The 25,025-nt window shown below is 43.2% G+C and carries 24 protein-coding genes and 1 pseudogene; 14 read left to right on the forward strand and 11 right to left on the reverse strand.

Going from position 1 to position 25,025, the window contains the following annotated elements:
- Positions 1-77: 77 nt before the first annotated feature.
- The 4 genes from AOQ70_RS09710 to AOQ70_RS09725 all read right to left on the reverse strand — a co-directional run bounded on the left by AOQ70_RS09710 (position 78) and on the right by AOQ70_RS09725 (position 4,461).
- Positions 78-1,454 carry an aspartate kinase gene (locus tag AOQ70_RS09710; protein WP_059375985.1) on the reverse strand — a complete coding sequence of 459 codons (1,377 nt, stop codon included), beginning with the start codon at positions 1,452-1,454 and terminating at the stop codon, positions 78-80.
- Between the two features lie 174 nt (positions 1,455-1,628).
- A complete protein-coding gene (locus AOQ70_RS09715; protein WP_059375987.1) occupies positions 1,629-3,062 on the reverse strand; it encodes an MDR family MFS transporter in 1,434 nt (477 codons plus the stop codon).
- Between the two features lie 16 nt (positions 3,063-3,078).
- The gene (locus AOQ70_RS09720) at positions 3,079-3,945 is read right to left on the reverse strand and encodes a TetR/AcrR family transcriptional regulator (protein WP_228285979.1); all 867 of its coding nucleotides are present in this window, start codon (positions 3,943-3,945) and stop codon (positions 3,079-3,081) included.
- Positions 3,946-4,083: 138 nt separating this feature from the next.
- A complete protein-coding gene (locus tag AOQ70_RS09725) occupies positions 4,084-4,461 on the reverse strand; it encodes a hypothetical protein (protein WP_039176531.1) in 378 nt (125 codons plus the stop codon).
- 137 nt (positions 4,462-4,598) lie between these two features.
- Between AOQ70_RS09725 and AOQ70_RS09730 the strand changes: the two genes are divergently transcribed.
- Positions 4,599-4,910, forward strand: coding sequence for an ArsR/SmtB family transcription factor (locus AOQ70_RS09730; RefSeq protein WP_039182979.1), 312 nt, complete (start codon positions 4,599-4,601; stop codon positions 4,908-4,910).
- 31 nt (positions 4,911-4,941) lie between these two features.
- Here AOQ70_RS09730 and gabR read toward each other — a convergent pair whose 3' ends face one another.
- Positions 4,942-6,366 (reverse strand): MocR-like transcriptional regulator GabR, encoded by a 1,425-nt coding sequence (gene gabR / locus AOQ70_RS09735; RefSeq protein ID WP_059375990.1) that lies wholly within the window; start codon positions 6,364-6,366, stop codon positions 4,942-4,944.
- Positions 6,367-6,475: 109 nt separating this feature from the next.
- Here gabR and gabT point away from each other — a divergent pair, with 109 nt between their 5' ends.
- The 3 genes and pseudogenes from gabT (at position 6,476) to AOQ70_RS09750 (ending at position 10,570) form a co-directional block, all read left to right on the forward strand.
- Positions 6,476-7,792 (forward strand): 4-aminobutyrate--2-oxoglutarate transaminase, encoded by a 1,317-nt coding sequence (gabT, locus tag AOQ70_RS09740; RefSeq protein ID WP_059375992.1) that lies wholly within the window; start codon positions 6,476-6,478, stop codon positions 7,790-7,792.
- Between the two features lie 21 nt (positions 7,793-7,813).
- Positions 7,814-9,201: pseudogene (locus AOQ70_RS09745) on the forward strand (APC family permease).
- Complete coding sequence (locus AOQ70_RS09750) at positions 9,176-10,570, forward strand: NAD-dependent succinate-semialdehyde dehydrogenase (RefSeq protein ID WP_059375994.1); 1,395 nt, start codon at positions 9,176-9,178, stop codon at positions 10,568-10,570. The pseudogene AOQ70_RS09745 and the gene AOQ70_RS09750 overlap by 26 nt, the downstream one beginning before the upstream one ends.
- Positions 10,571-10,614: 44 nt before the next feature.
- On the opposite strand, the gene AOQ70_RS09755 is transcribed toward AOQ70_RS09750, so the two are convergent.
- The 3 genes from AOQ70_RS09755 to AOQ70_RS09765 all read right to left on the reverse strand — a co-directional run bounded on the left by AOQ70_RS09755 (position 10,615) and on the right by AOQ70_RS09765 (position 13,643).
- Positions 10,615-11,211 carry an NAD(P)H-dependent oxidoreductase gene (locus tag AOQ70_RS09755; RefSeq protein WP_039176546.1) on the reverse strand — a complete coding sequence of 199 codons (597 nt, stop codon included), beginning with the start codon at positions 11,209-11,211 and terminating at the stop codon, positions 10,615-10,617.
- A 166-nt stretch (positions 11,212-11,377) separates the two neighbouring features.
- A complete protein-coding gene (locus AOQ70_RS09760) occupies positions 11,378-11,992 on the reverse strand; it encodes a YcnI family copper-binding membrane protein (protein ID WP_041089100.1) in 615 nt (204 codons plus the stop codon).
- A gap of 16 nt (positions 11,993-12,008) precedes the next feature.
- Positions 12,009-13,643: a copper resistance CopC/CopD family protein gene (locus AOQ70_RS09765; RefSeq protein WP_059375996.1), complete on the reverse strand. Its 1,635-nt coding sequence runs from the start codon at positions 13,641-13,643 to the stop codon at positions 12,009-12,011.
- A gap of 507 nt (positions 13,644-14,150) precedes the next feature.
- Here AOQ70_RS09765 and AOQ70_RS09770 point away from each other — a divergent pair.
- The 5 genes from AOQ70_RS09770 to AOQ70_RS09790 all read left to right on the forward strand — a co-directional run bounded on the left by AOQ70_RS09770 (position 14,151) and on the right by AOQ70_RS09790 (position 19,703).
- Positions 14,151-15,593 (forward strand): PTS mannitol transporter subunit IICB, encoded by a 1,443-nt coding sequence (locus AOQ70_RS09770; RefSeq protein WP_059375998.1) that lies wholly within the window; start codon positions 14,151-14,153, stop codon positions 15,591-15,593.
- Positions 15,594-15,687: 94 nt separating this feature from the next.
- Positions 15,688-16,122, forward strand: coding sequence for a PTS sugar transporter subunit IIA (locus tag AOQ70_RS09775; protein WP_059376002.1), 435 nt, complete (start codon positions 15,688-15,690; stop codon positions 16,120-16,122).
- 1 nt (position 16,123) lies between these two features.
- The gene (locus AOQ70_RS09780; RefSeq protein WP_059376004.1) at positions 16,124-17,245 is read left to right on the forward strand and encodes a mannitol-1-phosphate 5-dehydrogenase; all 1,122 of its coding nucleotides are present in this window, start codon (positions 16,124-16,126) and stop codon (positions 17,243-17,245) included.
- Positions 17,246-17,346: 101 nt separating this feature from the next.
- Positions 17,347-19,095, forward strand: a complete 1,749-nt coding sequence (locus AOQ70_RS09785; protein ID WP_059376005.1) for a methyl-accepting chemotaxis protein — start codon at positions 17,347-17,349, stop codon at positions 19,093-19,095.
- Positions 19,096-19,310: 215 nt separating this feature from the next.
- Positions 19,311-19,703, forward strand: a complete 393-nt coding sequence (locus AOQ70_RS09790; protein WP_059376008.1) for a RidA family protein — start codon at positions 19,311-19,313, stop codon at positions 19,701-19,703.
- A 32-nt stretch (positions 19,704-19,735) separates the two neighbouring features.
- On the opposite strand, the gene AOQ70_RS09795 is transcribed toward AOQ70_RS09790, so the two are convergent.
- The 3 genes from AOQ70_RS09795 to AOQ70_RS09805 all read right to left on the reverse strand — a co-directional run bounded on the left by AOQ70_RS09795 (position 19,736) and on the right by AOQ70_RS09805 (position 20,690).
- Entirely contained in the window at positions 19,736-19,969 is a 234-nt protein-coding gene (locus AOQ70_RS09795) for a DUF2651 family protein (protein WP_039176568.1), read from the reverse strand.
- A 25-nt stretch (positions 19,970-19,994) separates the two neighbouring features.
- Positions 19,995-20,249, reverse strand: coding sequence for a DUF5316 family protein (locus AOQ70_RS09800; RefSeq protein ID WP_059376067.1), 255 nt, complete (start codon positions 20,247-20,249; stop codon positions 19,995-19,997).
- Positions 20,250-20,312: 63 nt separating this feature from the next.
- Positions 20,313-20,690 carry a VOC family protein gene (locus AOQ70_RS09805; protein ID WP_041089114.1) on the reverse strand — a complete coding sequence of 126 codons (378 nt, stop codon included), beginning with the start codon at positions 20,688-20,690 and terminating at the stop codon, positions 20,313-20,315.
- A gap of 184 nt (positions 20,691-20,874) precedes the next feature.
- Here AOQ70_RS09805 and AOQ70_RS09810 point away from each other — a divergent pair, with 184 nt between their 5' ends.
- From AOQ70_RS09810 to AOQ70_RS09830, 5 genes are all read left to right on the forward strand, one after another.
- Positions 20,875-21,144, forward strand: a complete 270-nt coding sequence (locus AOQ70_RS09810; protein WP_082700836.1) for an excalibur calcium-binding domain-containing protein — start codon at positions 20,875-20,877, stop codon at positions 21,142-21,144.
- A gap of 127 nt (positions 21,145-21,271) precedes the next feature.
- A complete protein-coding gene (locus tag AOQ70_RS09815; RefSeq protein ID WP_082700837.1) occupies positions 21,272-22,027 on the forward strand; it encodes a Cof-type HAD-IIB family hydrolase in 756 nt (251 codons plus the stop codon).
- A 181-nt stretch (positions 22,028-22,208) separates the two neighbouring features.
- Complete coding sequence (locus AOQ70_RS09820) at positions 22,209-22,967, forward strand: LamB/YcsF family protein (RefSeq protein ID WP_059376009.1); 759 nt, start codon at positions 22,209-22,211, stop codon at positions 22,965-22,967.
- A gap of 26 nt (positions 22,968-22,993) precedes the next feature.
- Positions 22,994-24,211 carry an NRAMP family divalent metal transporter gene (locus AOQ70_RS09825; RefSeq protein WP_059376011.1) on the forward strand — a complete coding sequence of 406 codons (1,218 nt, stop codon included), beginning with the start codon at positions 22,994-22,996 and terminating at the stop codon, positions 24,209-24,211.
- Between the two features lie 5 nt (positions 24,212-24,216).
- On the forward strand, positions 24,217-25,008 hold the full coding sequence (locus AOQ70_RS09830) for a putative hydro-lyase (RefSeq protein WP_041089122.1): 792 nt from the start codon (positions 24,217-24,219) through the stop codon (positions 25,006-25,008).
- Positions 25,009-25,025: the final 17 nt, after the last annotated feature.

Genomic DNA, 25,025 nt, shown 5'->3' on the forward strand with positions numbered 1-25,025 from the left:
TACACTTTAATGCGCAGAGAACTCGAATCGGTGAGAGGAAAAAGACTGCCAGATCTTAAGATCTGGCAGCCTGCTGATTAAAGGGAGACAGGGACAGTAGACATAGAGAAAAATTCCTCATATAAGGCTTGAACAGCTTCTTTTTCTTGAGCCGCTTTGACGCCAAACATCATGCTGACCTCTGAAGAACCTTGATTGATCATTTCAATATTGACCTTCGCTTTTGACAGCGCTTTTGCCGCTCTTGCTGTTGTGCCAACATTATGACGCATCGCTTCTCCTACAACCATAATCAGCGAGAGATTCCGCTCTAAAACGACCTCATCTGCATCAAGCACGAGCTTTAAGCGGTCTAGCAGCTCTTCTTCAATATGCTGCTCCTCCAGCTGATCCTGCCGTAAAATAATGGTCATATCGTCAATGCCAGAAGGAACATGCTCATACGTAAGCCCATATTCCTCTAGTGTTTGCAGCACCTTACGTCCAAAACCGACTTCTCTGTTCATCAAATATTTACTAATGTAAATACTGCAAAATCCATTGTCTGAAGCGATTCCAACAACAGGTCCATTTGTATGGTCCCGCTGATTCACGATTTTTGTACCCTTTGCCGACGGGTTATTGGTGTTTTTAATCTGAACTGGAATGCCTGCACGGAAGGCCGGAATAAGTGCTTCATCATGGAACACAGAAAAACCAGCATAAGACAGCTCGCGCATTTCCCGGTATGTCAGCTCTGTAATCTCTTTCGGTTCATGAACGATCGTTGGATTGACAGCATAGACAGCATCCACATCTGTAAAGTTTTCATACACATCTGCCTTTAGACCGTTTGCCAAAATGGAGCCGGTAATATCGGAGCCACTTCGCGAAAAGGTGACGATGTCTCCTGTTAGGCTAAAGCCAAAAAAGCCAGGGAATATAATAATGCCAGAGCGCTCTCTTAATTTGTACAAATGATCATATGACTCCGGCAGGACTTGCGCTTGGCCAGGCTCATCGCTCACAAACAAACCAGCTTCCTTTGGATTCACATAATGAGCTTCAACACCCTGGTGGCGGAAATAGGCAGCAATGAGCTTAGCGTTATTGTCTTCACCGCTTGCTTTAATGGCATCAAGATAGCACTCAGGGCGGGATGAATCAGCCTGTAATAATGTGTCGAGATCTTGCCTGATGGTATCGATAATGTCTTGACCTAATCCGAGTTCATCCGCTATTGAGGCATATCTCTCGATGACGGCTTCCTTTAAATCATGTGCTTCGCCTAAACGTAAATATTGTTCACCACAGCTAATTAATAGATCGGTGACCTTCGTATCCGTTGAATGCCGTTTTCCTGGTGCGGAAACAACGACTGCTTTTCGAGCTGGATCTGCTGTTACAATGTCAAATACCTTTTGCAGCTGCTTGCCAGATGCAAGTGAACTGCCACCAAATTTCACGACCTTCAATGCATACATCTCCTATAGTAAAAATTTTCTCACAAATTGAATAGTTCCTATTATCAACTCTTTTCTTTAAATTATCAAGGTTTTTCTTTTCTAGAAATACAAATGTATTTACAGAGAGGACGGTGCTGTATGATGATATGAAAAAAGAGCCGGCCATAAGCCGAGCTCTTTTTCTTATGAAGAAGAGGAGGAGGAAGATATCTCCTGCTTCATCACTTTGTTATCACGTTTTGCCTTTAAGAAAAAGGAGAGGATGAGTCCAATGACTGCAATCAGACCAGAAATGAAAAATGACGTATTCATTCCATGAACGGCTGATTTTAATGGATTGGCCAATTCTGCATTTGCAGCAGAGCTGCTCATGATGGAAACAAGCACAGCCGTTCCAATGGAACCGCCTACTTGTCTCATCGTGTTATTCATCGCTGTCCCATGCGGGATCAAATGAGGCGGTAATGCGTTAATACCTGCCGTTGTCAGCGGCATCATGATCATCCCAACCCCGATTAAGCGAAGCGTATAGGCGACCGTAATGAGAGCGATCGATGAATCAAGGGTGAGCAGCATAAATGGCAGGGTGGTAACGGTGAGGATCGTAAATCCGCCTAATGCCAGCCCTCTTCCGCCGACTTTATCAAAAATCCGTCCAATAATCGGTGACAGGAGTCCCATGAAGAGAGCACCCGGCAATAAGATCAGCCCTGTATCAAGTGCAGACAGCCCTCTGACATTCTGCGTATAAAGCGGCAGAATCGTCTCTGTACCAATCAATAAAGCAAAGACAAGCATCCCGAGGAAAGTTGTTAAGCTAAAGATCGCAAATTTAAATACGCCAAACTCAAGCATCGGTCTTGTTAAGTTCGACTGGCGCAGGATAAAGAAGAACAAGCTCACGGCGCCGACAATCAGCGAAATGAGAACAGTTGCACTCGTCCATCCATATGTGCCGACACTAGAAAATCCGTAAAGCAGCCCGCCGAAACCGAAGGACGACAAGATGACAGATAACACATCAATACGTGTCTCTCTTTGCTGCGTCACATTTTTCATTAAGAAGAAAGCAAGAATGAGATCAATGATACCGATTGGCAGAACAATATAAAACAGAGCCTTCCAGCTGAAGGAATCGACAATCCAGCCGCCAAGTGTTGGTCCAAGCGCTGGTGCGAACGAAATGACAAGTCCGACCATGCCCATTGCCTGTCCGCGTTTTTCTTTCGGGAAAATGGTTAAAAAGATCGTTTGCATCAGCGGCATTAAAATCCCTGCGCCGGCTGCCTGTACGATACGCGCTGCAAGTAACACCGGGAAATTCGTTGCAAATGAAGCAAGAATTGTACCGGCTGTAAAGATGCTAAGTGCCGTTAAAACTAAAGAACGGCTCGAAAATTTCTCAATTAAGAAAGCCGTTATCGGGATGAGAATCCCGTTTGTCAGCATAAAGGCTGTTGTAAGCCACTGTCCTTTGCTGACCTCAATATTGAAGTCCTCCATGATATGTGGGATCGCTGGAATAAGAAGCGTTTGGTTTAATATCGCGACGAATGCCCCAACGAGAAAAATCCCAACAATCACAGATCGATTGTAAGATGTTGTTGATTGGTTCATGTTATCCCTTCTTTATCTATAAAATGATGCTTTTCAGCTGTGACACGTTTTGTGATAAAACGCTGTTTTTGCCTAAATAATCGAGCAGTGAGCTGATTAAAAAGGTTCTCGGTTGGTCCTTTGATAATTCCTGATTGAGCAGCTCATACGCAGAGAGGAGATCATCTTTTTCTTCTCCGTTTGGCCATGAGTGAAGCTCTTGTTTGATCTTTGTTAAGTACGAATTGACAAGTTTTTCTTCGTCATATTCGTCCTGTGAGGAAAGCAAATAAGAGTTCATCAGCTCGTCTGTTAACACAGGTTCAATGGAACAAGGCTTTTTCGATACACGATCCATTACACCGATGATCATTTCGGCAGCAATTTCTAATTGGATGTTTTTTTGCTCAATCGCCAGCATTAAGATGAATTCTCTCATTAATCCATTGAGAACAATCACTAAATCCCAGACATATGGAGCGACAGATTCACCATACGTACTTAAAATAATGTCTCTGTGCCGCTGCATGATAATGGAGCGTGTTTCACGTAAATGCTTAATGACAATGGGCGAATGCTGAGAAAAAGCTTCAAAGGACAGCATGTTCAAAAATTTATGATTCTCTTTAAACTCTTCAAGCTCAAGCTTGATCTTCTTTGTGAATTTTTCCTTTTTGGACAGCGTCGTTTCTGAATGAATGATGCGGGAAATCTCTCTCATTTTGCGCTGATTGTATTTAATCAGTTCTAATAGAAGAGCTTCCTTTGAATCAAACAGTTTATAAATAGACGCTTTGGATATTTTACAGGCATCGGCAATTGACTGCATGGAGACACTCATATAGCCTTTTTGAGAAAACAATTTCTTCGAAACCCGCAAAATCTCTTCTTGCTTTTCGTTCATCTTCTTAAGTCCTTTCCGAATCGGCAAAACCATATGGTCACAATGGAAACCGAGTGGTCACTTTGGCTATCATAACAAAACCAATGCCTTAAGACAAGAAAATGAACTTAAAAAATACCCGTCTGTATGACAGGTACTTTACCCTTCCGCATGTGCGACATATATTTTTGTTTTGCCGTGAAGTTCAACGACCAAAAGGTCTTCTCTCTCCTTCACAGAGTAAATAGCGGTCCCTTTTTGCAGCCTAGAAGCTGTACCATGTTCAAAATTTTTGGCGGCTGTTTTCTGAATGACACCTACTTGCTGATGTTTTGTGACGTGTAAGGATGTCGTCCAATCTACATTTGTTTCATACACGGTTCCTTCCCATTGAAATAAATCTGCCTGCTGATCCATAGCTAATAACTCTTCCGCACTAGGTGGTTTTGACTGGGAATGATATTGGACTGACTGGCAGGCGCATAAGGAAAACGTGAGCAGCAAGAGCAATAAACTAAACCATATGTTACGTATCAAAAAAGGTTCCTTCCCTTCAATACAGCGTCTCTTAAGTAATGGACGTGAATGAAGTTAAATCGTTACATGCCTAGTCAGTTCATGAGTTTTAGGTGAATGAGATTGTATGTTGGCACAAAATACGATACATTTATCGTATGACGAATCCAAACCATCCAAACAAAGAAGATATGAGACTGATTTCTGTGCTGCACGCATTGGCTGATCCAATCCGGTTAGAAATTGTCCGCTGCTTGGCAGAAGCGGGGGAGAGGACATGCGGCACGTATGAGATGAATATTGCCAAATCCACGCTTTCCCATCACTTCAAAGTGCTGAGGGAGGCAGGCGTCGTGAAAGTGAGAATTGACGGGAAGCACCGTTACTATTCTTTAAGAAAAGAAGACATCGAGACCGCTTTTCCTGGACTCATGTCATCGATTCTAGCTGTAGATAAAAAGCGGTGGTAAGCCAGCTGTCTATAAAGAGCAGCTGGCTGTTTTATTTCCCGAAAATGGCATCATACAGCCTTTTCACTGCCGGCTGAATATCCTCTCGCCTCATATGTGAGAAGCCGAGGACTAGCGGAACAAAGCCTGGCTGATGCCCCGGCAATTGCTCATCAAGGGTAAACCGATCCATACCGTACATTTTCAGCTTCCTTTCTTTCGCTCGCTGTAAAATCTCATGCTGCGTCCGATTTGAGCGGAACTCTGCGATAAAATGAAGCCCGGCATTTTCTCCAATAATCCGCACATTGTCAGCAAAAACCATATTGAGCTCTTCAATGAGCTGCTTCCGTTTTTCCTCATATAAACCATTCATGCGTTTAATATGCCGTTGATACGCCCCATCTTTTATAAAATGAAGAAGGGTGTATTGTGTAAAAAGATTAGCAGTTTGAATGAAAAAATGCTGTTCCTCCTTATATCGTCTTAATAAATGCTGAGGCAGCACCATATAGCTTAGCCGCAAGCCGGGCAGCAATGATTTTGAAAAGGTGCCCATATAAATGACTTTGTCATATCGATCGAGACTTTGCAGCGCTGGAATGCTGTCTGTGCCATATTTAAATTCACTGTCATAATCATCCTCAATGATATAACGATCTGGCTGATCAGCTGCCCAGTTTAACAGCTGAATGCGCCGGGAAATCGGCATAATCACCCCTGTTGGAAATTGATGTGAAGGGGTGATGATCAATACATTCGGCTGTTTCTTATAAATGTCGTTCATCCGCACACCTTTTTGATCAATGCCAATCGTTTCAATTTGATGATGATTGTTTTTCAGCATTTGATACAGCCGGCGGTAGCCAGGGTTTTCTAGCCCGTATACTTGATCGGCTGGAAGAATGCTTGATAACGAATGGATCAGTGACTGTGTGCCTGCACTTAAAATGAGCTGTTCTGGATAGCATTTGACTCCTCTCGCAAGTCCGATCAGCCGGGCAATCGTTTCCCTGAGCTCATACACACCTTGTGGATGCGGAAGCTCACCGAAGGCATCTTGGTGGAGATGGATCGCCTTTTGTTCGCTTTTTAGCCAGCTTTTAAATGGGAAGTTCGCTGTATCGACGGAGATATGTGAAAAAGAATACCAGTCGTCTCGTGCAATCGGTTCTTCCTTTAAATCTACAGGAAGAGAAGAGGGTTTTAGCTGACCAGATTCATGAAACGTTTCTAGTGACTCCACGAAAAAACCTTTGCGCTCAACCGAGTATAAATACCCCTCGGCAAGCAGCTGCTGATAGGCGCCATTCACTGAATTAACGCTGACGTTTAATGTATCGGCTAACTCTCGTTTGGACGGTAATTGATCGTGTGGCTGCAAGTTGCGATTTAAGATTTCTTCTTTGATTTTCATATAAATTTGATGATAAATATATCCGTTTTGCCCTGTTTGATCTAGTTGAATTGTCAGCATCTCACCATTCCATCCTCTCTGGTACCATGAAAAAAATGATATTGGTACTTTCTATCATACCAAAAAATATTCAGAATAATAAAAAAGGATATAAAGGGGATGGATGACAATGAGTCAAACGACAACAAACCGTTTTTCAACTGAAGAATGGCAGGGGAAAAGAGATCAATACGTCGCAAGAGGCGTGAGTAATGGCAACCGTCATCTTGCAGCGAAGGGGAAAGGAGCCGAGCTGTTCGATATTGATGGGAAGCGATTTATCGATTTTGCAGGCGCCATTGGCACATTAAACGTAGGACATTCACATCCAAAGGTGGTGGAAGCGGTCAAAGCACAGGCAGAGAGCCTGATTCATCCAGGTTTTAACGTGATGATGTACGAATCGTATATCGAATTGGCAGAGAAGCTTTGCCGCCTCACACCAGGAGACCATGATAAGAAAGCCATTTTCCTTAATTCAGGTGCAGAAGCTGTTGAAAATGCCGTGAAAATAGCCCGTAAATATACGAAAAGACAGGCCGTTGTGTCGTTTACAAGAGGTTTTCACGGCAGAACGAATATGACAATGAGCATGACGAGCAAGGTCAAGCCATATAAATTTGGCTTCGGACCATTCGCATCTGAGGTGTACCAAGCACCGTACCCTTATTACTATCAAAAGCCTGAAGGATTAAGTGATGCCGCGTACGATGAGTACATCATTGATCAATTCAATCAATTCTTCGTCGCAGCCGTTGCACCAGAAACCGTTGCTTGTGTGGTCATGGAACCAGTCCAAGGGGAGGGCGGATTCATTGTGCCATCGAAGCGTTTCGTTCAGCATGTTGCATCATTCTGTCAGCAGCACGGGATTGTCTTTGTTGCAGATGAAATCCAAACCGGTTTTGCGAGAACAGGGAAATACTTTGCGATTGAGCACTTTGATGTGGTGCCGGACTTAATTACTGTGTCAAAATCTCTTGCAGCTGGCTTGCCGCTGAGTGGTGTCGTTGGTAGAAAAGAAATGCTTGATGCGGCAGATCCAGGGGAGCTCGGGGGAACATATGCAGGAAGTCCGTTAGGCTGTGTAGCAGCAATGGCTGTTCTTGATATCATTGAAACTGAACAATTGAATCAACGTTCTGAACACATTGGACAAGTCATTGAGGACAAAGCCAATGAATGGAGAACAGCGTATCCATTCATTGGGGAAGTACGCCGATTAGGGGCAATGGCGGCCATTGAAATTGTAGAAGATCAAACAACACGTACACCGGATAAGAAAACAGCCGCAGCGATTGCAGCATATGCAAATGAGCACGGGCTGCTTCTTTTAACGGCAGGGATTAATGGGAATATCATTCGCTTTTTAACACCACTTGTCATCACAGATGAGCTGCTTCACGAAGGACTAGGGATCATCGAGGACGCCTTCAAAGCACGCTAAACAACAAAGGGGGATGGTTGTATGCAAAAACAACAAATGGCAAAAACGATGTCGCAGTCAGACGTGCTGTTTTTGTCCATTGGTGCAATGCTTGGCTGGGGCTGGGTTGTACTTCGGGAGATTGGATTTTAACAGCGGGCTTTTTAGGCAGTGTGATTGCTTTCGTTATAGGCGGTATTCTCGTCATCTTTATTGGACTTACGTATGCTGAGCTTTCGTCTGCGATTCCAGAGACAGGCGGAGGGCTCGTCTTTGTCCAACGGGCATTTGGGATGAAAGCAGCGTTCGTCTCAGCATGGGGCGTATTGTTTGGTTATGTGTCTGTGATTACGTTTGAAGCTGTCGCCTTGCCGACCGTCATTGATTATGTGATTCCAACACAGCATGCTGGCTTTCTATGGAATATAGGGGGCTGGGACGTGTATTTCACGTGGGTATTGATTGGATCTGGCGGTGCATTGTTTTTAACAGCGCTGAATTACATTGGGGCGAAGCCTGCTGCCATTTTTCAATCCGTGTTCACAGTGGCGATTATTCTGACAGGTTTTCTCCTTTTAGGCGGCGCAACATTTAATGGAGATTTTGCAAACCTTGAGCCTATGTTTCAAGGCGGGGCTGGTGGTCTCATGGCGGTATTAGTCATGATTCCCTTTTTATTCGTTGGGTTTGATGTCATTCCACAAGTAGCAGCGGAAATTCATGCACCAAAGAAAATCATTGGGAGAATCTTGATTATTTCTATCGTAAGCGCGGTCGTTTTTTATCTGCTTATTGTCTTTGGGGTAGCTGCTGGAATGTCAAAAGGACAGCTTGAAGCCTCTTCATTAGCGACAGCAGATGCCATGGTTCAGCTTCTCGGTCATCAAGCATTTGGAACAGTGTTGGTTATTGGCGGTGTAGCAGGGATTGTGACAAGCTGGAACGCTTTTATCATCGGGGCAAGCCGTATCCTATATGCCATGGCGGAAAGAGGCATGATTTCCAAATGGTTTGCGTATATTCATCCAAAGTATAAAACACCGACAAATGCGATTTTGTTTCTTGGGGCATTGGCCTTTTTTGCTCCATTATTAGGCCGTCCTGCCCTCGTGTGGATTGTGAATGCGGGCGGTGTCGGAATCATCGTTGGATACTTAATTGTATCCATCGCCTTTATGAGACTTCGCAAAATAGAACCCGAGCTTGAGCGTCCATACCGCATTAAATATTGGCGAACGACAGGCGTTCTAGCCATTGGACTGAGTCTTCTTTTTCTTTCATTTTACTTTCCAGGAATGCCGGCCTCCTTATCATGGCCAGGTGAATGGATTTTGCTTTTAGGTTGGGTACTCATTGGGTATATACTATATGTAATGAATCCAAGAACGAAGGAGACGGTAGAGCATGACAAACGAACTCAAAGTGTATAATCCTGCAACAGGAGAAGAAATTGCTTCAGTTGCTCAGCATACAAAAGAACAGATCGAAGACGCAATTTCCCGCTCACATAAAGCATTCAAAGCATGGGCCAAAACGTCAGCGCATGAGCGTGCCAATATCATTCGCAAGTGGTTTGATCTGATGATTGAACATAAAGAAAGGCTTGCGAAAATCATTACAGAAGAAAACGGGAAGCCGTATCAAGAAGCATTAGGGGAAATCGTCTATGCGGCTGGTTATATTGAATGGTACGCGGAGGAAGCAAAGCGAATCTACGGCAGAACCATCCCATCACATACGACAAGTAAACGCCTTTTCGTCACAAAACAGCCAGTTGGTCCTGTTGCTGCCATTACTCCGTGGAATTTCCCTGCGGCGATGATTACGAGAAAGGCAGCCCCAGCGCTTGCAGCAGGCTGTACGTTTATTGTAAAACCTGCTGAAGACACACCGCTGACAGCTATTGAACTAGTAAAATTAGGTCATGAAGCTGGTATTCCAGAGGATGCATTGCAATGGGTTGTCGGAGATGGCAAAGAAGTGGGTGAAATCTTCACAGATAGTCCATTGATTCGAAAAATCACGTTTACAGGCTCAACGCCCGTCGGAAAGCATTTGATCAAAAACAGTGCGAGTACAGTGAAGCATGTATCAATGGAGCTTGGCGGCCATGCCCCGCTTATCGTAGACAAGGACGCAAATCTTGAGTTAGCTGTCAAACAAGCAGTGGCGTCTAAGTTCCGTAATGCAGGACAAACCTGCGTCTGTGCCAACCGCTTAATTGTGCATGAAGACATTCATGAAGCATTTGCGCAAAGGTTCAGCAAAGAAGTAGAAAAGCTGAAAGTGGGAAATGGCTTTGAAGAAGGCACATCTATCGGTCCAATTATCAACAAGCGCGGCTTTGATAAAATTGTCGGCCAAATTCAAGATGCAGTGGATAAAGGGGCGAAAGTTCTTGTTGGCGGCGATACGCATTTCGACGATGACAAATCATATTATTTTGTCCAGCCAACGGTTCTTACACATGTGGACACTTCAATGAACATTATGCATGAAGAGACCTTTGGTCCAGTGGCGCCGATTACAACATTCAAAACGTTAGACGAGGCAATTGAATTAGCCAACGATACACCTTTTGGCCTTGCAGCTTATTTCTTTACAGAAAATTATCGGAACGGGCTCTACATTTCCGAACATCTCGATTATGGAATTATTGGCTGGAATGATGGCGGTCCATCAGCTGTCCAAGCACCGTTCGGCGGTATGAAAGAGAGCGGGATAGGGCGAGAAGGCGGAATCGAAGGAATCGAACCATATTTAGAAACAAAATATGTATCTATTGGTTTAGACGAATAAACGTGAAAAAGACTGTCTGAGGAATCTCAGCAGTCTTTTTTATGTTATACAGCCGGCGGGAAAAGCTGGTCCACCGTTTCTTTCGTTTCTTTCAGAATTTCATGTATGTAATCTGCAGATGCCTGTTCCATACTGCTGAACAAAAGCCGTTCGACAGGCTGAACCCCAATAAGATTAAAGACTTCTGTATCCGTTGTCATGTGATGAGAGGAGGAGAAGCTCATATTGGAATCAAGAAAATTCCTCGGGGCATCGTGCGTGTTGATAATGACCCCTTTTTTGTGCCGAAGTAAATTTTCAATCACTCCATGCTCATTCTTTTGATAAGCAAAGCCCTCAGAAAAGACGCGCTCTACATAGCCCTTTAGCATAGCTGGCAAGCCTGTCCACCATATTGGAAAAATAAACGTCAGCACATCCGCTTGCTGAATCAGCTTCTGCTCTCTTTGAATGTCGATCGGGACATCACCGCATTTGATCGCAGCCTTTTCTGCAATGGTGAGCTCTGGCGAAAAACCTAGGGCATAGACATCACGAACAGTCACTTTATGACCATTGTTCAATAGAGTGCTCACAACAAGATCTAATAAGGTTTGATTTAAGCTTTGCTGGGGATGAGCAAAAATGATTACATGGTTCATCTCATAGCCTCCTATGTGGTCATCTGTCTCATTATGGCATGTGGATTTATCCTATTCAATCCTATATTGGTAATAACAAGTTGGGAAAATGGAAAATAATTGATTTTTAAATGTGTAAAGGAAGAAAAAGCGATCGTTTCTAAGAAAACGATCGCTCATACAGCTTTTATTTTTTTCTAAAAGCAAGTCCCAGTGCAATCAGTGCCACGACTAGAGCAGCAATGGACAGACCAAGGACAAGTGGTGAGGAAGAAGCAGAGGCTGTTTCAGAGGCCTTCTCTTCTTTGGGTTTTTCTTGACCATGTGAATCCGTTACGGTATTAGATGCCACAATGTTTGTGATGGAATGAGGTTTATCAGCATCTTTATCGCCAGTCCATTCAACGACTGTTCCATCCTTATAATATTGATACGCATCCCATGCAGCTTCACCAGCTTTTTCAGGGTTTTTCGCTACAAAAACGAATTGCTGAAATTGTCCAGCAAGCACACCTTTACCAGTTGCCTCCCAAGTCACTCTTGTCACCTTGCCATCTTTCTCTTCAGTTGACGTTTTCCAGCCAGGTACAGGCTCATATTGCTGGAATTCTACGCCTTTAGGAATTGTCACGACAACCTTAGTCGTTGGACTGTCACTTTCAGAAGGAACCTTTAATGTATAGGTCTCCCAAGCATTTGTCGCAGACGTATCAGGCTTGACTGTTACGTGCGCACTCACAGGAATCGCCAATAAAAATGAAGCGAGAAGCATTGGTAATAAAGCTTTAACGTATTTTTTCATATGTGATGAACTCCTTTTAGTTTCTTCTAATAAAGGTGGTATCGATATTCTCAAAAGAACCAGTTAACGCATGGATTTCAATTTTCCATGTGCCTTTTTCATTTAATAAGAGATTTTCAGCAGAGAAATGACCGTTTTTTAATCGTTTCAGCTGAAATTCACTTGGTGTCTCATCACCGAATAAAGCCACCTTATGAATCTTGGCTGTCACAGATTGAATATCAGTCATCGTTTCACCATTCTTCTTTGTAAATGCCACTTCGAATGAGTTTTTCCCCGGGGCATTCGGGGTAATGCTCAAGGACACAATGTCACGATGCTCGACCTGATTTGCGCCAAAGAAAGGCTCAGGTGCAGGCGGAGGAGGGCTCGGAATATTAGTAAAGACAGCCGTTAATAACAAAATGGCGATCCCGATCATCCATTCAGCTCGTAAGGAAAAGCTGCGTTTCTGCTTTTTTTCCCATCTCAGCATCAAGTAATGCATAAGTCCAAGCAGGCCCATGATGATAAATAAACCAAGCTTGATTAAAAAGGTGCGTCCGTATGCTGATTGGAAAAGAGCGTCAAACGATTGCAAAATAAAGATGGCATTCACAAATCCTGAAAACACAATAAGTCCAACAGAGAGCAGTGCCCAAGGATGAAATGCTGCGAGCGTATTCCGTATGAGCGGCTCATCTTCATTTGGCAGTTTCTTCATCAAAAGAAGGACAATGGCTGTTAAACCACCGACCCAAATCGAAGCAGAGACGAGATGGATGAAATCAAGTGATGTTGTGAGTATTTTATTGTCTGTTGCGGCTGGATGTCCGATTTGTGCTTTCAGCCAAAGCAGCACTGTGAAGAGAAGCAGTGGAAACAGCCAAACACGAAAAGAAGAGAAGTCCCCTTTTCTCATCGCCACAATTGTCCAGATGGTGAGAAGTACAAATGACGCCATAAGCATCATCCACAGACTACCGCCAGAAGTGGACGCAATCGTTTCTTGTAAAAGCGAAGGCTGAAATGCCCCAAAAAAGGACACGTCTGCCGCTGATTTTGTCTGAATCGGCAGCTGGAACACAAGTGCTCCACCCATCATGATCAATGACAATGTCAAAAGCCGCTTCATTCGTTTCGCCAATACAGGTGAAATCGCTGCCCTGAACCAAAGCAGTCCAAACAAAATGGTGCCAAGGAATAAGCTGAATGACGTATAAAGAAAGGCTTTATCAATAGTTGAAGCCACATCAATGGATTCATCCGTCTGACCTTGCTCTAATTGGTCAAAACCGCCAGCCGCTTTTCCAATACTAAACGGAATCATGCCAGAGACAGAGTGTCCGTCCGCTGATACCGCATTCCACTGAATGGTGTAAATCCCTTTAGGTAAATTCTTTTTTAAAGCCGCTTCCATGATCTTTTGATCTTTAATGACCGTATCTCCTTTATCCACACGATCACCTTTTGCATTTAGCACCTTAATGGCATGAAACCCGCTTTCAATTCCTTCACTAAATGTGATCGAGACTGAAGGAGGCTGCTGATCCAGCTCTTCATTTGCCGCTGGGTTCGAGCTCACGACGTATGCGTGAGCAAATGCTTCCTTTGGAATGAAAAAAGCGAACATGACCATAAGAAGCAGAAGCCACTGACTATTTTTAAACAAAGTGAATAACCGCCTTTCTACCTATGAAAATGTCTCATGTATCAGAAAGAAAGCGGCAGTAAACTGTGAGTCACAGAAAAAACCGCTCCTTCTATTGTACCGCCCTCTCTAAAAGGTAAACGAAACAAATAGCAAGATGGTTCACTTTTTCTGTGTCATGTCTGCGCAGACATTTCTTAATTGAATAGGTTTGATCAATTATAAGCCTATTCGATTTAAGAAGAGGAAACAAGAAGTGACCATTTGAAAGTTGTGAAATTCCCATGAATTTTGCGTGAAAACAACGGCATATCAAGCTTTCCACCCATTATATGTTGAGATCTGACAGAGAATTCACATCATTTTTCAATTTTGTCACACACGATGTGACAAAGTGACATTTAGTTTCAATTGATGAGAAAGTGAAAGCGTTTTACGATAGGTATAAGGGCTTCACTGAATCCTGTTCTTATATCTTTTGACCTATAAAGCCCTAAATAAAGGGAGAGAAGAAAGGAGTTTTCATAGATGCAGGAAAAAAGCGGATTTCGCGTAAAAGTACAGCGCTTTGGAAGCTATTTAAGCGGTATGATCATGCCGAATATTGGAGCGTTTATCGCTTGGGGACTCATCACTGCATTGTTCATTCCAAGTGGTTATTTTCCAAATGAACAATTAAATACACTCGTTGGTCCAATGATCAACTACTTGCTGCCGCTCTTAATCGGTTACACAGGCGGTAAGCTCGTATATGACCATCGAGGCGGGGTACTCGGTGCCACCGCTACGATTGGGGTTATTGTCGGTTCGGACATCCCAATGTTTTTAGGTGCGATGATCATGGGACCGCTTGGCGGTTATCTCATTAAGAAAATTGACCAGCTGTTTAAAGACCGAATCAGATCAGGTTTTGAAATGCTGATTAATAATTTTAGTGCTGGTATTCTAGGTGCCATTTTAGTCGCCATTGCTTTCTACGCCATCGGCCCAGTGGTACTAGGTTTAAATAAAGCCCTTGCGGCAGGTGTAGATATTATTGTCAATGCACATTTGCTTCCGCTGGCAAGTATCTTCATTGAACCAGCAAAAGTATTGTTCTTAAACAATGCAATTAACCAAGGAATTTTAGGTCCATTAGGGGTGGAGCAAGCGGCGAAGACAGGCCAGTCCGTTCTGTTCTTGCTTGAAACAAACCCAGGACCAGGTCTCGGTGTTCTTCTGGCCTACATGTTCTTTGGAAGAGGGACAGCAAAGCAGTCTGCACCGGGTGCGATTGTCATTCAATTCTTAGGGGGAATCCATGAGATTTACTTCCCATACATCTTAATGAAGCCAAAGCTCATTTTAGCGGTAATTGCTGGGGGAGCAAGCGGCGTTCTAACTTTTACACTGTTAAATGCGGGCCTAAAGGCTGTACCGTCTCCAGGAAGTATCATCGCTCTTATGCTCATGTCACCAAAAGGCGGCCATCTTGCCGTTCTAGCAGGTGTTGTCGTGGCAGCGGTCGTATCATTCCTTGTCGCTTCTGTCATTTTGAAAGCGTCTAAAGCAGTGGATGAAGACTTAACAGCAGCAACAGAAAAAATGCAAGACATGAAAGGCAAGAAAAGTGCAGCAGCAGCTGCTCTTACAGCACAAAAAGAAGGTGCTGAAGCAAATGAACAAGCAGCATCTCCAGATGAGATCAATCCAGATGACGTGAACAAAATCATCTTTGCCTGTGATGCAGGAATGGGCTCAAGTGCGATGGGCGCATCCGTTTTAAAAAATAAAGTCAAAAAGGCAGAGCTTGATATTGATGTGACAAATACATCCATCAGCAACATTCCAGATGATGCCGATGTAGTCTTTACTCATAAAGATTTAACAGATAGAGCGAAGGCAAAACTGCCAGGAGCTGTGCATATTTCAGTTGATAATTTCTTAAACAGTCCGAAATACGATGAGCTGATTGAGAAATTGAAAAAATAACATGACGAAACGGGTTGAGTCCAATTTTTCTAATTGAACTCCCCGTTTTGGTTGTTTTCTGATTTTCCATTCTAAAAAAGGTGTGTGATCTTTCATGAAACAAGTACTTTCAAAAGACAATATTTTTCTAAACGAACAAGCGGGCTCTAAAGAAGAAGCCATTAAAAAAGCAGGCGAAGTCTTAGTGGCAAAAGGTTATGTCACAAGTGATTATGTGGACAAAATGTTTGAAAGAGAACATATTTCTTCTACATTTATGGGCAACGGAATTGCCATTCCTCATGGAACAGAGGATGCGAAAGCGGCTGTCCTTCATTCAGGGATTTCCATTATCCAAATTCCAGACGGCGTTGAATACGGCGAAGGAAATGTTGCCAAAGTCGTATTTGGCATCGCTGGTAAAAACAATGAACATCTCGATATTCTTTCTCAAATTGCGATTGTCTGTTCAGAAGAAGAAAACGTAGAGCGTATCATTCATGCAAAGGATCAGGATGAACTGATCGCCATCTTTAACGAGGTGAACTAACATGAAGGCACTTCATTTTGGAGCAGGAAATATTGGCAGAGGGTTTATCGGGTCTTTGTTAAAAGCATCAGGATTTGAGCTCGTTTTTACCGATGTAAATGAAGCGGTTATCAACGAGCTGAATGAAAAAGGAGAATACACGGTTGAACTCGCAGCACCAGGGCAGCAGCAAGAAGTAGTCGGTCCTGTGTCAGCCATCAATTCCGCAAAAGATCCAGCTGCTTTAATAGAGGCGATTGCAACAGCTGATCTCATTACAACAGCTGTTGGACCAGCCGTTTTGAACATCATTGCTTCGTCGATTGCTGAAGGTTTAAAACAGAAAAAGCCTGATCATATCATCAACATTGTGGCATGTGAAAATATGATTGGCGGTAGCTCTCATTTAAAGAAAGCCGTTTTCTCTCATTTAACAGCTGATGAACAAGAAGCGCTGTCTCAAACAGTAGGTTTTCCAAATGCTGCGGTTGATCGCATTGTCCCAATTCAGCACCATGAGGACATATTGAAAGTATCAGTCGAGCCATTTTTCGAGTGGGTGATTGATGAATCAGGCTTTATTGGAGACGTTCCTCAAATTGACGGAGCGACCTTTGTACAAGATTTGACGCCATTTATTGAGCGTAAACTCTTTACTGTCAACACAGGACATGCACTAGCTGCTTATGTCGGGTACGAGAAAGGCGTGCAAACGATTAAAGAAGCTGTCGATACACAAGAGATTCGTCAAGTGGTCGAAGGTGCACTTCACGAAACAGGCAGTTATTTAATCGACACATATGGCTTTCAAAAAGAAGAACATGATGTGTATATTCAAAAAATCATTAAACGATTTGAAAATGCCTTTATCTCTGATGAAGTCACGCGTGTCGCACGCTCTCCACTTAGAAAGCTCGGAGCAGATGACCGTTTAATCGGTCCAGCGAAAAAGATCAAACAGCCACATTATTTAATTAAAGGCATCGTGGCAGCTTTGGCTTACGACTTTACTAATGATGAAGAAGCTGTTCGTCTGCAGGCATTACGAAAAGAAAAAGGCATTGAAGGTGTGCTGGAAGAGGTATGTGGACTCTCGCCAACAGACGATCTTTATCAAGCCATTTTTAAAGAAGCAACTCGATAATTTGAACATCCCTTTCCAACGTGCGAAAGGGATTTTTTTCTATGGCTTTTTTTAATACTTTCCCCAGCTTGACGATATATAAAGTAAGGGGGAATTTGTTTATGAAAAAGAAAGCGCTTGCTTCAAAAAGTGTATTTTTTCAATTAATGTCTGCCATTATCGTGATCACGATTTTAACGGGCGGACTTGTTGGAACTACGGGATATTTGTTAGCAAAACATGTATTAATTGATGCAGGGAAAGCAGATTTAAAGCACATCGTCAGCGGAGCAATGGCCACACTTGAACAATTGAATGACCGTGTGGAGAAAAAAGAACTGACGCTTGAGCAGGCGCAAGAACAGGCCCGCCTTTACTTGAGCGGACCCAAAAATGACAACGGGAAGGGATACCAATCTCAAAAATCAGACTTTATCTATAAAAATAAAGGCTATCTGATCGCATATGGCACTGACTACTCAACCCAGGTCCATCCGGTCAACGACATCGGCGTCATTCCAGATAACACGACCAATCGTGAAAAAATGGTCGCCGGCGCGAATGCAAAAGATGAGGATGCACACTATGTGACCTATATGGATAAGGACGATGCAACCGGCGAAGAAAAGGAAAAGCTTGCCTATATGAGCCAGTTTACACCGTGGAATTGGAGTGTAGGCATCGCTGTCTTCCAGGACGAATTTTATAAAGAATTAGAGCAGATGAAGCTCTATATTATTCTCATTACAGCAGGTGTCGCCCTTCTGAGCCTAGGCGTCTTTTATTTAGCTGCTCGAGGAAAAGTCAGATTGCTCAAGCAAGTCACTGCTGCTTCAAAGGAAATTGCAGCGGGGAATATTGAACGCACGAGCTTAAAGGAAACAACGGATGAAATCGGACAGCTGGCAAAAAGCTTTAACCATATGTCAGGAGAGCTCAGAACACTGGTGAGCGGTTTACAAGAAACGAGCAGTCAGCTTGTGGAATCAGCGACAGATTTATCGGCGATATCTGAAGAAACCTCAGCCAGCAGTGAAGAAATTGGACGAGCCATCGGAGACATTTCGACTGGAACACTTCATCAAGCATCCGATCTTGAAGTAGCCAATCAACAAATGACCCAGTTTAATCAATCTATTGAGAATGTGAAAGAACAGAGTGATCAAATTAAACGGATTTCCGACCAATCGAGTCAATCATCACAGCACGGCCAGCAAATCGTACAGCAATTAAAACAATCGAATGAACAATCGATTCAGGCGTCTCAAGGCATTAGAGCAGGAATCGAGCAGTTAAGTACAAAAGTACAGGATATTTCTCAAATCACAGATACGATTGAAAGCATTTCAAATGAGACCAATTTACTGGCACTGAATGCCAGCATTGAAGCAGCACGTGCAGGAGAGCACGGCAAAGGCTTCTCAGTTGTGGCGAGTGAAGTGCGGAATTTAGCTGAGCAGACAAAACAATCAGCCGTTCAAATTCAGCAAATGATTCAAGGCATTAAAGAAGAAACGACAACAACAGCTGGTATCATGTCTAACACAATGGATCGTTTTGCCGAGCTGGATGAAGCGGTGCATGCAACAGAACACGAATTCAATGCCATCTCTACATTGATTTCACAAACCATCGTTGAAACAAACGCGATGGCAAAAGAGCTGAATACACTGCTGGCGCAAAACGACCTTATCACAAAAGCCATGCACGGCGCAGCACATGTTTCTCAAGAAAACGCAGCGGCGATCGAAGAAATCACTGCATCCACAGACGAACAAGTGACAGCCATCTCTAATGTGGCAAAAGCAGCAGAAAGACTCAATGAACTTAGCATGCGATTGAATCAGGACATTGCGCGTTATCGTCTATAATTCATTTTGACTATGTGGTACTATGAAGTTAATCAAAACCTTGCTCACGCAAACAAAAGGAGTGTTTCAGTCATGAAAAAGAAGATATTGATGTTCTTACCTTGTGGCTATGGATACTCCACTGCTGTTTTCTTTGAAGGTAGATAGAAATTGGTGAAGTCTGTCTACAAAACGAAGAAACTAGCAGAAAAATAAACGTGAGTGAGGGACATAACATGGGAAAAATCACGAGAAAAAACCCAGAAAGTATGCCGAAACCTGTTGGTAACTACAGTCATATTACAAGGGTGCCAAAGGGTGCGGGATTATTTGTTACATCGGGTCAGGTAGGGACAGATATAGATGGGCAGATCCCATCAAGCTTAAACGACCAAGTAACGAATACGTTTGAAAATATCAAAAAAATCCTTGAATCAGAGGGATTGAATGAAGAACATGTGATCAAGGTCAATATATGGGCAACAGAAGAAATAGACTGGGATCATCTATATCCTCAGTGGGATACGATTTTCAAAACAGCTTACCCATCAATGACGGTTGCGTATGTATCAGCTTTAGGATGGCCTGAGCTAAAAATTGAAATTGAACTATGGTGTGCGGATATATGATTTAAAAAAAAGAACAGCGATGCTGTTCTTTTTTACTTGAGCCGCTTTGTAATCCATCCAGCAAAGAATGTAAAGACGGTATAGACAATAACCCAAATGAGAAAAGATTCATTCCCGCCAATATAGGTGAACATGAAGATCATGCTCGCTAACAGCACAATCAAAGTAGGCATCCAAACATTCTTCAAAAGGAGCGTACCGAAAATACCAATCAGCACAGAGATAATGGGGAAGCCAAATACAATGAATAAAATAAAAACAGCCATACGACTAACTCCTTTTAACAAGTGTTTACATCAAAACATAAAAGACCGACGCAGCCATGTGCGGAAGTGCAAAAATGATCAAAAGAAAAGCCGTATCAAGGCGCCACAAGCGGTGTTCTTTTGTTTCAGAATGATAGGCTGCTCGTGTCTCTTCTCCACTTGTCCAAGCACCCATTAGCACCCCAGACATCACGACCCCAATAATAGAGATTCCGCCACTGATAAACCCAATCCATTCAAGGTGCTGCAACAGGATAGCGGCGCTGCAAATCACAATCATTGAGCAAACACCGACGAAAAAAACATGTTTTTTCTCATTTTGGTTCACTCCCTTCAAAAACAATTAGGAGATCGCATCACATATTTCAATGAAATGACCATCAGGATCAGACACATAAGCGACCGTTTGACCCCATGGTTTTTTTGCAGGTTCCTTGATGATCGGAACCCCTTTATCTTTCATTGAAGCAATTGTTTGATCCACATCATCCACAACAAAGCCAATCTCAAACGTTTGAGACGCTTGATTTGCTTCTGGGACAGGCAATCCGAGTGCCTCTTTGACATCCTGGCGTGAATTAATCGATAACGTCACGTCCCCAGTATCAAACTCAACATAAGATTCAACCCTCAATTTTATTGGGAAACCAAGAACATGTTGATAGAAATGAATACTTGCCTCAACATCGTTTACATATAGAATGGTATATTTCATTTTCATGTGAAAAACTCCTCTCTTCATATACGTGTCAAAAACGGAAAGGTTTCCCACTCATTGTACCATATAGGATATAAGGTGTATTTCATGCCAAAAAAATCAAAATAATTAGATCAATAGTCTTGAAAAACAAAAAGTGGTGACATATGATAAAAATGTAAAATTAGAAAAAATAGGGGGATCTTACATGTTGAAAAAAATCATGGTAGCTGTCTTGTCTTTAGGTCTTTTATTTAGCTTTACACAAGTCGACACCCACACAGCAGATGCAAAAACGGTCAAGTCTTACAAAAACTGCAAAGCGCTGAACAAAGTATATAAAGGCGGCGTAGCAAAAAGCAAAAACACGAAAAACAAAGGCGGAAAAACAAAGTACAAGCCTTATGTATCAAAAGCACTTTATCAAAAAAATATGCGGCTTGACCGCGATAAAGACGGCATTGCGTGTGAACGCTAAGCACCTGTGAAAAGACCTGTCACAAGGTCTTTTTTCTATGGGATCAAACTCGTCCCTTTGTGCAAGCTTCATCTTTATATTAAAATAAAGATAGTTTCAAAAATCGATACAAAGTGGGGTACTCAATTTGTCAACACAAGCTCATAAGAAAGACATCCGATTGATTGCCATTGATATGGATGGCACGCTGTTAAACAGTGAGCACATCATTCCAGAGGAAAATAAACAAGCGATTAAAGAAGCTGAAGCAAAAGGGGTCCATGTGGTCATTAGCACAGGACGGACACTGATGACATGCCGAGAGCTGGTTGAGCCGCTCAAGTTATCTTCCTACCTTGTGACAGCAAACGGAAGTGAGATCTGGGATTCAAACTTCCAGCTGATCGAACGAGATCTGCTGCATCCTGATCACGTCCAAATGATGTGGGATTTAAAAAATAGGTACGAAACCGATTACTGGGCTTCGACTGTGGATAAGGTGTGGAGAGGTGAATTCCCAGAACGAATTCATGACCATGAATGGCTCAAATTTGGCTTTGATATTCATGATGATGACGTTCGTGAGGAAGTCCTCAATACATTGAAAACAAATAATCATCTAGAAATCACAAACTCAAGTCCAACGAATATCGAAGTCAATGCAGCCGGCATTAACAAAGCGGCAGCTCTTGCAAAAGTAGCAGAACGCATTGGCTGTACGATGGACAACGTCATGTCACTTGGCGACAGTCTCAATGATATGGCGATGATTCAAGAGGCCGGATTAGGCATTGCCATGGGAAATGCGCAGGAAGTGGTGAAAGAGGCCGCTGATTGGATTACAGCGCCTAATACAGAACATGGCGTTGCAAAAGCCATCCAACATTGGGTGCTGTCTAAATAGAATGCATTTCATACAAGAAAAAGTGAGAGGACTTTGCCTCTCGCTTTTTTTGTTTTCTCTAGTTCTATTGTTATGTTTTCTGCCAATTTCATGTGCAGTCTATGCAAAGTTGATATAATCAATATAAATTCGAATATTCGGACTTTTGATTCCGTATTTCGGAACAGCAAGGAGGGGTTCTATGTATCAAGTGGATATCAACTGTGATTTGGGAGAAAGCTTTGGTCAATACACAATCGGTGCAGACGAACAAATCTTAGAATATGTCACCTCAGCCAACATTGCTTGCGGTTTTCATGCAGGAGATCCAACGGTTATGAGAAAGACGGTCAGAATGGCATTGGGTAAAGGGGTCAAAATTGGTGCACATCCTGGTTTGCAAGATTTGGCCGGCTTTGGCAGACGTCCAATGGCTATCTCTGCAGAGGAAGCTTATGATCTTGTCATCTATCAAATTGGTGCTCTATCAGCCTTTCTCAAGGCCGAGGGCGGCACAATGCAGCATGTCAAACCACACGGAGCCCTCTACAACATGGCGGCTAAAAATACTGAATTATCTGAATCTATTGCGAAGGCTGTGTATGATGTGGATCCAAACCTTGTGTTATTTGGTCTGTCAGGGAGTGAACTTGCGTTAGCAGGTGAACGGATAGGTCTGCAAGTGGCTCATGAAGTTTTTTCTGATCGGACGTATCAAACAGACGGGACGCTGACATCGCGCCGCGAACCGCATGCACTCATTGAAGAGGATGAACGGGCTGTCCAGCAGGTTGTTCGTATGGTGCGAGAAAGCAAGGTTCGTACAGTTCAAGGGGAAGATATCGAGCTCAAAGCAGATACGGTCTGCATTCACGGAGACGGCAGCCATGCGCTTCAATTTGCAAAAAACATTACAGCAAAGCTAAAAGAAGCTGGCATCCATCTCAAGGCCTTTCAATAAAAATCGTCATCAAAGGGGGAAACAGCATGAAAACAGAGAAAGTCAAACACATGAAGGCACCAAAGGGGAATCGGTCTATGCTGATGGGCGCTGCCTTTTTAATGGCGACGTCCGCGATTGGACCGGGATTTTTAACACAAACGACCGTCTTCACACAGCAGCTTGCGGCTAGCTTTGGATTTGTCATTTTGATCTCAATTTTATTAGATATTTTTGCACAAACAAATGTATGGCGCATCATTGCCGTGTCAGAAAAACGAGGTCAGGATATTGCAAATATGGTGCTCCCGGGTCTCGGGTATGTGCTCGCCTTTTTGATTGTTATTGGAGGACTTGCCTTTAACATCGGAAATATTGCTGGGGCTGGTCTTGGTTTTCAGGTGATCTTCGGTGTCGATCCGCGAATTGGCGCAGGGATCAGTGCTGTGATTGCCATTCTCATCTTTGTAATTAAAGAGGCTGGGAAAGCGATGGATCGTTTCACACAGGCAGCAGGCTTTGTCATGATTGGCCTGATGCTGTATGTGGCGATTTCAACAGCGCCGCCAGTTGGAGAAGCGGCGGTGAGAACATTTGTCCCAGAGGAGATTGATATTTTATCCATTGTGACACTTGTGGGCGGAACGGTAGGCGGCTATATCGTCTTTGCTGGCGGGCATCGCTTGCTGGATGCAGGTATTAAGGGGAAGGAAGCCCTGCCGCAAGTGACGAAAAGCTCTATTTTCGGTGTCTTAATTACTTCTGTCATGCGTGTAGCACTCTTTCTTGCCACATTAGGAGTTGTTTCAAAAGGCTTGCAGATAGATCCATCCAACCCGCCTGCCTCTGTTTTTCAATTAGCTTCAGGAAATATCGGATATAAAATGTTCGGGATTATTATGTGGGCTGCGGCGATTACATCCGTCATTGGAGCAGCATACACATCTGTTTCTTTCTTCAAAACCTTCTCACCAAAAATTGAGCAAAACCAGCGTGGCATTATCATTGGTTTTATTGCTCTTTCAACCCTTTGTTTTATTACGATTGGAAGACCTGTGAACATCTTGATATTAGTTGGAGCGATCAATGCATTGATTTTGCCGCTCGCCCTTGGCACATTGCTTGTTGCGGCTTATAAGAAAGACATTGTCGGAGATTATCGCCATCCTTTCTTTTTGACAGTGTCTGGTGCATTTGTTGTGGTCATCATGGCGATAATGGGCGGTTATACCATCATCAATGAAATCCCGAAACTATGGAGTTGATTCAGATGAATACTTACCAAACATATGAACCTTCACAAATTAGAGAATTGATTCGCGAAAAAAAGATCACAGGACCAACGGCTGGCTTTGCTGAGGGATTTGCTCAGGCTAATTTGATGATTGTCAAAAAGGAACTAGCCTTTGATTTTCTCCTATTTTGTCAACGGAATCCAGCTGCATGTCCCTTGCTTGATGTACTGGACCCAGGTGATCCAGTGCCAAGACGGTCGGCGCCTCAAGCGGATATTCGTACGGACTTTCCTAAGTACCGTATTTACCGAAAAGGGATTCTTGAAGAAGAGGTTACAGATATCTCTGCTTATTGGGAGGATGATATGGTTGCCTTTCTCATTGGATGCAGTTTTACGTTTGAGCACGCGCTTATGCTGAATGACATCCCTGTCCGCCATATTGAAGACAGTCATAACGTACCCATGTATCAAACGAATATAGCTTGTGAAAAAGCAGGAGACTTTCATGGCCCAATGGTGGTCAGCATGAGACCCATTCCGGCGCATCAGGTCACAAGAAGTGTTCAAGTGACGTCTCGATTTCCATCAGTCCATGGCGGTCCAATTCATATAGGGGACCCAGCGGTGATTGGTATTTCCGATGTGAACCAGCCTGACTTTGGAGAACCATCTGTGATCAAAGAAGGAGAAGTCCCGGTGTTTTGGGCATGTGGTGTGACACCGCAAGCCATTGTCATGCATACAAAACCCGACATTGCGATCACTCATGCACCTGGGCATATGTTCATCACAGATCGAAGAGATCAAAAGCTCGGTGTCCTGTAGAAAGAGAGGTGTCCTCA

Source organism: Bacillus sp. AM 13(2015) (genome assembly GCF_001518755.1).
GTDB classification, from domain to species: domain Bacteria; phylum Bacillota; class Bacilli; order Bacillales; family Bacillaceae; genus Bacillus; species Bacillus safensis.

Bases quoted from the DNA above. Each gene is read 5' to 3' on its own strand.
- gabT (WP_059375992.1), top strand. From the start codon at position 6,476: ATGAGTCAAACGACAACAAACCGTTTTTCAACTGAAGAATGGCAGGGG.
- AOQ70_RS09715 (WP_059375987.1), bottom strand. From the start codon at position 3,062: ATGAACCAATCAACAACATCTTACAATCGATCTGTGATTGTTGGGATT.
- AOQ70_RS09825 (WP_059376011.1), top strand. From the start codon at position 22,994: ATGAAAACAGAGAAAGTCAAACACATGAAGGCACCAAAGGGGAATCGG.
- AOQ70_RS09795 (WP_039176568.1), bottom strand. From the start codon at position 19,969: ATGGCTGTTTTTATTTTATTCATTGTATTTGGCTTCCCCATTATCTCT.
- AOQ70_RS09755 (WP_039176546.1), bottom strand. From the start codon at position 11,211: ATGAACCATGTAATCATTTTTGCTCATCCCCAGCAAAGCTTAAATCAA.
- AOQ70_RS09820 (WP_059376009.1), top strand. From the start codon at position 22,209: ATGTATCAAGTGGATATCAACTGTGATTTGGGAGAAAGCTTTGGTCAA.
- AOQ70_RS09760 (WP_041089100.1), bottom strand. From the start codon at position 11,992: ATGAAAAAATACGTTAAAGCTTTATTACCAATGCTTCTCGCTTCATTT.
- AOQ70_RS09790 (WP_059376008.1), top strand. From the start codon at position 19,311: ATGGGAAAAATCACGAGAAAAAACCCAGAAAGTATGCCGAAACCTGTT.
- AOQ70_RS09805 (WP_041089114.1), bottom strand. From the start codon at position 20,690: ATGAAAATGAAATATACCATTCTATATGTAAACGATGTTGAGGCAAGT.
- AOQ70_RS09750 (WP_059375994.1), top strand. From the start codon at position 9,176: ATGACAAACGAACTCAAAGTGTATAATCCTGCAACAGGAGAAGAAATT.
- AOQ70_RS09770 (WP_059375998.1), top strand. From the start codon at position 14,151: ATGCAGGAAAAAAGCGGATTTCGCGTAAAAGTACAGCGCTTTGGAAGC.
- AOQ70_RS09830 (WP_041089122.1), top strand. From the start codon at position 24,217: ATGAATACTTACCAAACATATGAACCTTCACAAATTAGAGAATTGATT.
- AOQ70_RS09730 (WP_039182979.1), top strand. From the start codon at position 4,599: ATGACGAATCCAAACCATCCAAACAAAGAAGATATGAGACTGATTTCT.
- AOQ70_RS09720 (WP_228285979.1), bottom strand. From the start codon at position 3,945: ATGAACGAAAAGCAAGAAGAGATTTTGCGGGTTTCGAAGAAATTGTTT.
- AOQ70_RS09780 (WP_059376004.1), top strand. From the start codon at position 16,124: ATGAAGGCACTTCATTTTGGAGCAGGAAATATTGGCAGAGGGTTTATC.
- AOQ70_RS09775 (WP_059376002.1), top strand. From the start codon at position 15,688: ATGAAACAAGTACTTTCAAAAGACAATATTTTTCTAAACGAACAAGCG.
- AOQ70_RS09785 (WP_059376005.1), top strand. From the start codon at position 17,347: ATGAAAAAGAAAGCGCTTGCTTCAAAAAGTGTATTTTTTCAATTAATG.
- AOQ70_RS09810 (WP_082700836.1), top strand. From the start codon at position 20,875: ATGTTGAAAAAAATCATGGTAGCTGTCTTGTCTTTAGGTCTTTTATTT.
- AOQ70_RS09800 (WP_059376067.1), bottom strand. From the start codon at position 20,249: ATGATTGTGATTTGCAGCGCCGCTATCCTGTTGCAGCACCTTGAATGG.
- gabR (WP_059375990.1), bottom strand. From the start codon at position 6,366: ATGCTGACAATTCAACTAGATCAAACAGGGCAAAACGGATATATTTAT.